The sequence below is a fragment of the Brevibacillus sp. FW306-2-1A-C05A genome, assembly GCF_058781555.1.
Window position 1 is genome coordinate 1 of record NZ_JBYSWV010000088.1, and the last position, 8,416, is coordinate 8,416.

7 protein-coding genes are annotated in these 8,416 nt (G+C 54.2%); 5 read left to right on the forward strand and 2 right to left on the reverse strand.

What is annotated here, in order from left to right:
- Positions 1-219: 219 nt before the first annotated feature.
- From AC3WJN_RS25190 to AC3WJN_RS25210, 5 genes are all read left to right on the forward strand, one after another.
- Positions 220-1,458: an efflux RND transporter periplasmic adaptor subunit gene (locus tag AC3WJN_RS25190; protein ID WP_005835688.1), complete on the forward strand. Its 1,239-nt coding sequence runs from the start codon at positions 220-222 to the stop codon at positions 1,456-1,458.
- Positions 1,451-4,705, forward strand: coding sequence for an efflux RND transporter permease subunit (locus AC3WJN_RS25195; protein WP_005835690.1), 3,255 nt, complete (start codon positions 1,451-1,453; stop codon positions 4,703-4,705). The genes AC3WJN_RS25190 and AC3WJN_RS25195 overlap by 8 nt, the downstream gene beginning before the upstream one ends.
- 150 nt (positions 4,706-4,855) lie before the next feature.
- Positions 4,856-5,380 (forward strand): VanZ family protein, encoded by a 525-nt coding sequence (locus AC3WJN_RS25200; RefSeq protein ID WP_206699243.1) that lies wholly within the window; start codon positions 4,856-4,858, stop codon positions 5,378-5,380.
- A gap of 60 nt (positions 5,381-5,440) precedes the next feature.
- On the forward strand, positions 5,441-6,559 hold the full coding sequence (locus AC3WJN_RS25205; protein WP_005835693.1) for an acetate/propionate family kinase: 1,119 nt from the start codon (positions 5,441-5,443) through the stop codon (positions 6,557-6,559).
- A 128-nt stretch (positions 6,560-6,687) separates the two neighbouring features.
- Positions 6,688-7,101: a S1 RNA-binding domain-containing protein gene (locus AC3WJN_RS25210; protein ID WP_005835695.1), complete on the forward strand. Its 414-nt coding sequence runs from the start codon at positions 6,688-6,690 to the stop codon at positions 7,099-7,101.
- A gap of 286 nt (positions 7,102-7,387) precedes the next feature.
- Here AC3WJN_RS25210 and AC3WJN_RS25215 read toward each other — a convergent pair whose 3' ends face one another.
- Together AC3WJN_RS25215 and AC3WJN_RS25220 are read right to left on the reverse strand one after the other, a co-directional pair.
- On the reverse strand, positions 7,388-7,810 hold the full coding sequence (locus tag AC3WJN_RS25215; protein ID WP_005835697.1) for a hypothetical protein: 423 nt from the start codon (positions 7,808-7,810) through the stop codon (positions 7,388-7,390).
- 12 nt (positions 7,811-7,822) lie between these two features.
- Entirely contained in the window at positions 7,823-8,224 is a 402-nt protein-coding gene (locus AC3WJN_RS25220) for a hypothetical protein (protein WP_290426861.1), read from the reverse strand.
- Positions 8,225-8,416 lie beyond the last annotated feature (192 nt).

Consider the following 8,416-nt stretch of genomic DNA (forward strand, 5'->3'; position numbering starts at 1 on the left):
GACCTTTCCAGTGTAAAGGATTTTTTTGTTCCCTAGACAACCAAATACCAAAGATTATGTGTATTTTGAATGATGGGAAAAGATTAATGCAACGCTAGTGGTAAAATATATTTTGTCAATGATTATTCTTCTTGATTCAAGTCAGATGACTTGCCGCTGTTCAGCGAGGCGTTCGCTGGATGAAGCGGGCGGATTATGGAAGGTTGCAGGAGTGAAAGTATGAAAAAATGGATCAGCCTCACGATTGTTGCCCTGCTTTTGACAGGCTGCGAAAAGCTGGACGAAAGAACCGGACAGCTCAAGCGGATGGAAGAAGAGACTGTGATTAAGGTAAAAACGGTAAATGCTTATACGGTAGAGGATAACCAGAACGTGCGCACGATGGAGGTGCCCGGCGTGGTGACGCCTCGCCAGGAGCTGGGGCTGTCGTTTGGCACCTCTGGGAAAATCGCGAGCATTCTCGTCCAGAAGGGGGCGAGCGTGAAAGCGGGCCAGACGTTGGCGACGCTGGACCAGTCGGGATTGCAGGCGGGGATTCAGGCCGCTTCCGGGCAAGTCGCGAGCGCGGCGATCAGGCGCAGCAAGGCGCTGTCCGGGCCGGAGAGCCACGAGGTGCAGACGCAAAAGCTGCAAGTGGAAAAGGCGAAGGAGCTGGCCTTGAAGGCCGAGCGGGAATATTCGCAAGCAACCGTACTGTTTGCCAACGGCGCGATTTCCAAGGATGAGCTGGACAGGCTGGCTCTGGCGCAAAAGCAGGCCAGGCTCAGCCTGGAGGAAGAAGAGGTCGCCTACAACAAACTGATGCAGGGTGCGGATCGACTGGACGTCGAAGAGGCAGAGGTCGGGGTGAGCCAGGCGAACGTCCAGCTCAGCCGCGCGAAGCAAGAGGCGGCCGACGGCGTGCTGAAAGCGCCTTTTTCCGGAGTCGTGGCCGAAATCTCGCAAGTTGCCACCCAGCAGACCGGACCTGGCAGTGAAGTCATTCGCCTGGTCGATACGAGCACCTGGATTGTCAAGCTGCAGGTGGACAGCGAGCAGATCGGCAACTGGCAGACCGGGGCGACCGTGCACGTAAAAGCGGCGGACGGCAGCGAGGCCGAGGGCAAAGTGACGTTTGTCTCGCCGACCATGGATCAAAATGTAGGGGCGTATCCGGTCGAGGTGACGGTCAACGGCAGCGCGGTGAACTGGAAGGGCGGCATGACGGTCACTTGCCAGTACGCGCTGTCCGGGAAACAAGGGGTGCTCGTGCCCGTCGCAAGCATCGGCGTTGCGGAAGAAGAGTATTACGTCATGAAAATCAACGAGAACACAGTGGCAAAGACACCTGTCAAAGTAGGAGCGCTGCACGGTACGTTTTACGAAGTCCTGGAAGGGCTTGAGCCGGGCGATCAGATTGTCGGATCGGGTCTTTCCTACGTGGTGGACGGCGAGGCGGTGAAGGTGGCGGATGAATAACAAAGCGTTTCTGTCAATAGCTCCTGCCCTCGCCCGCCTGATCGCTGTGCTTCTCTGCCTGTTTGCGATCAGCGCTTTGTTCAGAATGGATGTGCAGACGTTTTCCGACCGGGGATTGCCGGAGTACAACATCAACCTCATCGCGCCAGGACTGACGGCGGATCAGGTAGAAGCGTCGGTCACGCGAAAAGTCGAGGAAGCCGTGCGCGCGATGGGCAGCGCTGTGATGATTTCCACCGACTCTCGCCCCGGCGCGGGCACGATTACGGTGCAGACGGCGGAAAACCTCGGCTCCGATTACAAGGAACGTCTGGAACAGAAGCTGTCACAGGTCGCGAAGACGCTGCCTGTCCAGGAGTACAGCATCAGCCAGGAAAAGCTGGGAGACAGCCTGGTCGGGTTTTACCTGCTTCATGGCAGCGATGTCCAGACGCTGTCCAATGTTGCGCGCTATACCGTCTATGAAAAGCTGATCCAGACGCCGGGGGTTGCCCGTGTGGAAGTGGACGGCCAGCCGGTTCGCGAGCAGATCGAGGTCGTTTTTCGCCCTTCCATGCTGCTCGTGTATGGCTTGACTCCGGGGGATGTGCTGAACCAGCTTCCGAGTGACGTGATCGGGGAAGAAATCGGTACAGTCGGAAAGACGGCGGATCGCACCGCCTTTACGTGGACGAGCCAAACGGAAGGGCCACAAGGGCTCGGCAAGCAACTGATCGCGACTGGCAAAGGATATGTGCCGCTCTCGCTGCTGGCGGATATCCGCGACACGCGAGGCAGCAAAGGCGAAGAGGTGAGTGTATATCGCGGCTCCCCGGCGGTAGGAATCTCGGTCTACGCGGCGGAAGTGGGACAAATCCCTTCCATCCGCAAAGAAATAGCCAACATGGTGGCCGAGCTGAACGAAGAGGCGGCTGGCAAGTATGAGCTGGATCTGTTCGAAGATCACGCCTTGCCCATCTCGGCGGCGACCGGGCAGTTGGCTTTGCTCGCAGGATTGGCTGCGCTGCTCTGCGCGCTTTTCCTGTTCGCTTCCTTGAAACGCACAGGCCCTGCTGTTCTGTCGCTGCTCGCAGTGTTCATGGCGGCGGGGGGCGTGCTGGGCGGCATGTGGTTGTTTGGGCTGAAACTGACCTTCTTCACACTGGGTCCGCTGCTCGTGTTTACGATTGTTTACCTGATTGCGGGCGTTGCTTTCTTTTCCCGTCTGGACAGGCTTGGCGCCTACTCGTTCTCGGGCAGCCTGAAGACCGCCTGGACGGTGATGAAGCCGCTGCTGCTCGCGCTTGTCGTCATGGCGGCCGCCTGGTTCACCGTCGTCATGACGGATATGCTCAAAGCCGAAGACAAGGTCGTCCTGTTCGACGCCTGGCCCGTGCTCGTTTTGGGTGCGGCGAGCCTTGCGCTCGTGTACGGCTGGGTCGTTCCGGTGCTGGCCGGAACGTGGCTGACAGCAAGAGAGACGCCAGCGGACGAAAGCAGTCCGCGCGCGCCAGGACGGTTGACGCGCACACTCGTTGCCCGCTGGGAGCGGCTGGTGCAGCAAGGCTACTTGCCATTTGGCCTTACGCTCGTATCGTCCGTCGTCTTTGTTTTGCTCTTGCAATCGTTTGTTCTGGTGGAGCCGTTTCGCGACGTGAAGCCAAACGGCAAGACGTTGTCGCTGCCGATGGTTCAGGAAAGCAGCGTAGACGATGCGATCAAGGCGGCGCAGACGGCCGAGGAACGGCTGCGCGGCCTGGCAGAGGTGGCTGACCTGTACACAGTTGCTTCGCGCGAGCGGTTGACGATGCATCTGAAGCTGACGGACAAAGCGGATTGGACCCGCTCCGTTCTCGATCTGGAAAAAGAGCTGGACAAAAAGCTGCGCGATATCCCGCAGACGGACCCGTTCGCGCTGGTCGTCAACGAGGAGCAGAAAACGCGTCTGGAATTTACGGTCAAGGGCCCTTCGCAGGAGACGGCGAACCATATTGCCAAGGAAATTCTCGAATACTTGCAGCAAATGAGGTGGCGCGACAATGACGGCCGGGAGATCGTGACCGATGAACGGATCGGGCCGAAGCCGCAAACCGCGTTGATTGACATTCGCCCGAAAGCGGAGATGCTCGCGCGCTATCATCTGAGCGAAGAGGAGATCAAGCGCCAACTGGAAAGCTATCTGGGGGAAAAGCGGGCGGGAAGCATCCACGTAAACGAGCGCAATGTTTCCGTAGTCGCCCGCTTCCCGGACAAGTGGATGGACCACCCGGAGCAGGTGAAGCAGATTCTCATCCGCACCCAGCAAGGGCCTGTTCGCCTGGCCGATCTGGTCGACTGGTCCAGCGGCGGGCAGCCGCAAGTGTATGAGCGCCAGGACGGCATGTACGTGGTCAAGGTCAGCAGCGCCATCGCCGACCCGAGGTGGATTGACAACCTCGCGTACAACCTGCCGCTGGTGATGCAAGAAAAGATCAACGTCCCGGAAGGCTATACGATTCTCAACGAGGATGAACTGAAAAAGCTGAGCGAGGAGCAGTCAGACAAAAAAGACTGGAGCGGCCGGTTCATCGTGATGATCGCGATGGTCGCTGTCGTCCTGATGGCGAGCCTGCTCTTGCGGCGTAGAACGCGGGATGGCTGGTTCGCCCTGATCCTGCTGCCCGTCCTGTCAGGGGGAGTGACGCTCGGGCTGCTTTTGCTGGATCACCCGATGAACGTGATGGGCTTCTACGGCATCGCGGCAGCGGCTGCCCTGCTCATCTCGCTGGCCTTGCTTCACCTCGACGAACTGTCGGCAGCCCATGACGAGCAGCCGAGCATCTGGGAAGGTGTGCGTGTCGGGGCAAAACGCGCGTGGGCAGCTCAGGCGGGCGTGGCCGCTGCGGTCGCTATCGCCTGCCTGCCCGTTGTCGGCAGGTGGATGGCGGGCGGCGAGTCGTTTGCCTCTTTTGCCAGCAGTTTGTTGTTCGGGACCGTGTTCGCTTCTTTTGTCACCCTCGTGCTCGTGCCGGGCATGCAGCACGCAGCCCAATGGCGCGAGAACGTCCAGTCGGATTTGTCGCTGCCCGTGCTCGTGCGACGCCTTCGCGACTGGCAGGACAACGAGCGGATTCGCCGTCGCGACTTGAGGGAAGTAAAGCGCAGACAAAAGCAGCTCGCAAACGAGCTGCGCAAGGAACAGCAGGACAGCTCCGCCAATTCGAAAAAAGCTTTGTCGCAGGAGGACTTTTTGCCGCTCCCGACAGGCACAGACGACGCCAAGCCGTAACGGCTGGCGTCTTTTTCTTGACTGAAACAACCTTCCGCTGAAACGCGGTCGCTCAGCTTTGAGAAGGCGATGATAAAGGTTTCTTATTTGTTCACAGGCTCGGCAAGGACTTTTGGCGCGATCTCGGGTAAGATGAGGGAAGAACGGAGTATGGGAGGGAACCCAGGCGTGCGCCGCTATCGAAAACTGTTGGATTACTTGCTGTTGACTGCGATTTTGGTGGGCTTGTTCCTGTCGTCCTCCCAGCCATACTACAAACAGGATTTGCGGGGAACCATATCCAAAGTCGTAGATGAAAAAAGCTGGAACGAACGGATGGAAGGGATTACCATTCCATATGCCGGACGCGAAATCAGCGTCGAGAACAAGGGAGCCGCAGGCTTTATCGAGTTTTTCCTCCGCAAAGGAACGCATTTTACCGTGTTTGCCCTGCTGGCGTTCAGCTTTTACCGCGTGTTTTCCCACCGTCTTGCATTTGCTGTAGCATTGCCCTGGAGCGCCTTTTGCAGCTTGCTGGCGGCGGTTTTGGACGAGTGGCATCAGACGTTTACCCCGGATCGGACAGGAATGGTGAACGACGTTCTGTTGGATTTGTCGGGTTCTGTCACGATGTTGTTGATAATTCTTCTCAATTACATGTATTCACGAAGAGCATATCATTATAAGATGAAGTGAGCGACCGCCATCCTGACCGGGGCTGTTGCTTATTGAGAGATTAGGGAGTGGATGAGATTCGTGTCAGACAAAAAGAACGTGCTCGTACTGAACTGCGGCAGTTCCTCGGTGAAGTACAAGCTTTATGAGATGCCGGGCAAAACATTGCTCGCCCAAGATTATTTACAACAAATTCAACGCGACGAATACGAAGATACGATTCGTGGCGTGTTTGAAACATTAAAGCAATACCGCATTGACATTATCTCGCACCGGGTCGTTCACGGCGGAGAAGCATTCAAACAGTCCGTCGTCATCGACGAACAGGTAAAAGCGGAGATTCGCAGCCTGTCCCGCTTTGCGCCGCTGCACAACCCGATCAACCTGACCGGGATCGAGATCGCGCAAAGCATCTATCCTGAACTGAAGCACGTGGCTGTTTTTGATACCGCGTTTCACCAAACTATGCCGCCATCCTCTTACTTGTATGCGTTGCCATACGAGTATTACGAGCATTACGGCATCCGCAAGTACGGCTTCCACGGCACGTCCCACCGCTATGTGATGAGCCGGGCGGAGGAGATGTTGAACCGGCCGAAGGAGCAGCTCAGACTTATCAGTTGCCACATCGGCAGCGGCGTCAGCATCACGGCGATCCGCTACGGAGAATCGTTTGACACGTCGATGGGCATGACGCCGTTGGCGGGACTGTCGATGGGAACGCGCAGCGGCAACATCGACCCTGGCATCATTCCTTACATTGAAGAGATCGAAAAGACGGACACAGCGGGCGCGATTACGATTTTGAACAACAAGAGCGGACTGATGGGCGTCTCCGGCGTCTCCAACGATTTGCGCGACGTCATGGAAAAGGCGGCAGAAGGGCATTACCGCAGCCAGCTTGCCCTGGAATTGTTCACGACGATCCTGCATAAACATATCGGGCTGTATCTCGCGCGACTAAATGGCGTCGACGGAATTATTTTTACGGCAGGTGTTGGAGAAAATAGTGCTACCGTCCGTGAAATGGTTTGCACCGGGCTGGAATTCGCCGGGGTCAACTTGGACCGCGAAGCGAACCGGGCAAGCAAAGGCGAAGCGTTTATCAGTACCGAATACTCTCCGGTAAAGGTCATGGTAATTCCTACCAACGAGGAGCTTGTAATGGCTACAGACGCCTACGAGCTGTCTTTTCAATAGCTTGAAGTGCGTCACCTAGAAAGAATAGGCTTTTCAGTATTGGAATTTCTCTGTTATACTAGGAGAATGAGGCTTCTGGTTTGAGGTTCTCACCATTTTTCTGAAATAATAAAAGGAGTGCAAACTGGATGGCAGTACAAGTGGGAAGCATCATCGAAGGAAAAGTGACAGCGATTAAACCGTTTGGGATGTTCGTAGCAGTCAGCGAAACCGAGCAGGGGCTGGTCCACATTTCCCAAGTAGCAAACGGTTTTGTAAAGGATATCAACGATCACTTTACCGTGGGGGCACAAGTAAAGGTCAAAGTTCTCTCCATTGATGATGCAGGTAAAATCTCGCTTTCGGTTCGCGCCGCACTCCCAGCGCCTGAGCGTCCGGAGCGCGAAGAGCGCCGTGGTGGTGGATATCGTGGAGGCGACCGCGGAGGAAATACAAAACGAGATAGCGCTGCTTCCTTCGAGGACAAATTGAAAAAATGGTTGAAGCACAGCGAAGAGAACCTTGCGACTATCAACAAAAAGAACGCAAAACGTGGCTATTAAAGCCTTGTGATAACGGAAGAAGGACGGGATATCCCGTCTTTTTTTTACGCTTGGAAGCTAAGAAAAGGCAGGGGAATCCCCTGCCTTTTTGCGTGCGCTAATAGATTAATTCCCGAGTTCTGGCTTTACCTTGTTCTTCTTGGGTTTACAAAAAAACGACACAGTGGAAAGACACGATGTCCGGTGGTACAAAAGTCGGCCCTTGTTTAAGGCTTAATTGCAAAATAGACAAAATGACCGCCTTGGCTTGTCAAAGCTCAAAGGCGGTCATTCTGTCTATTTTGCACTATTCCTTTATCCGTTCCTCAGTGACTTTTCCGTCACCGATGCTAAATTGGCCAATAACAGTCTTTCCATCAACGTCATACAGAGGGATGTGGCGACTTCCCTTCGCATTAAGCTGTTTGGTCAAGGCTACTGCTTCACTCGGATTCTTGGGCTTCACCCCTCTTAAATCCTCAGAGCGAACGTATCCAAGAGTCCCGTCCACGCCATATGCCTTAATTAAATCCGGCTCTGCCCCTAGGGAAGTGACATTTAATGCAGAACCATAAGTTTGTCCTTGCTCGTTTATTGGGAACTCTGGAACAGGTGTAGGGTCTTTATCAAGTCCTAATGCAATGCCAGAACCAAAAGATCCTATTACAATCCCGGTTAACAAAGTAGCATAGACAATTACAGTTCGTACACCAAGTCGCTTAATTTGCATCGGGTTCACCTCCTAAAAGTTGATATTTGGAGTAACGTTTGTGAGATAGGTTCGATAGCCGCTACCATCAAAAACTTCAGTTGCACCTCGGCTGTTATAGATACCTGAGCCGCAGTTGCCATACGTTCCAACCCTCATGGAGGCTGTTGCAGAAGAGTTGTAAGTCATTTCTGAAGCTTTACACAAAGCATCCCCTTTAAACAGCCTTGGACCTGCACTCATATATCCCACTGGTATTTTACCCGAATTTTGACTTCCAATCTCTGCTGTATAATACACGTTGTCACCAGTTTTTTCAACAGTTGCCTGATTGTAGTATGAATAGCCACCAATTGGACCAAAGTTGTACACTCGGCTTTCTGCAGCAGATGCATAAACTGCCGTTGCACTTGCTCCAATAAGTAAGCCTACCATAAATGACTGGGTGACAACCTTACTATATCTTTTACTTACTAGAAATCGCCTCCCTTCTTAACTTGTTTATACTATACAAAAAGCTTTTTGTATAAAGATGTAAAATTTATAAATGTTTGATTCATCACCATAACCCGTGCTAGACATTGAAAAAACGTAGATGTTCCTCTATCGTGAAAGTTGTCCTGACCA

What these genes read in the sequence shown, in the direction of transcription:
- AC3WJN_RS25190 (WP_005835688.1), top strand. Translation starts at nt 220, where the DNA reads ATGAAAAAATGGATCAGCCTCACGATTGTTGCCCTGCTTTTGACAGGC.
- AC3WJN_RS25195 (WP_005835690.1), top strand. Translation starts at nt 1,451, where the DNA reads ATGAATAACAAAGCGTTTCTGTCAATAGCTCCTGCCCTCGCCCGCCTG.
- AC3WJN_RS25200 (WP_206699243.1), top strand. Translation starts at nt 4,856, where the DNA reads ATGGGAGGGAACCCAGGCGTGCGCCGCTATCGAAAACTGTTGGATTAC.
- AC3WJN_RS25210 (WP_005835695.1), top strand. Translation starts at nt 6,688, where the DNA reads ATGGCAGTACAAGTGGGAAGCATCATCGAAGGAAAAGTGACAGCGATT.
- AC3WJN_RS25215 (WP_005835697.1), bottom strand. Translation starts at nt 7,810, where the DNA reads ATGCAAATTAAGCGACTTGGTGTACGAACTGTAATTGTCTATGCTACT.
- AC3WJN_RS25220 (WP_290426861.1), bottom strand. Translation starts at nt 8,224, where the DNA reads ATGGTAGGCTTACTTATTGGAGCAAGTGCAACGGCAGTTTATGCATCT.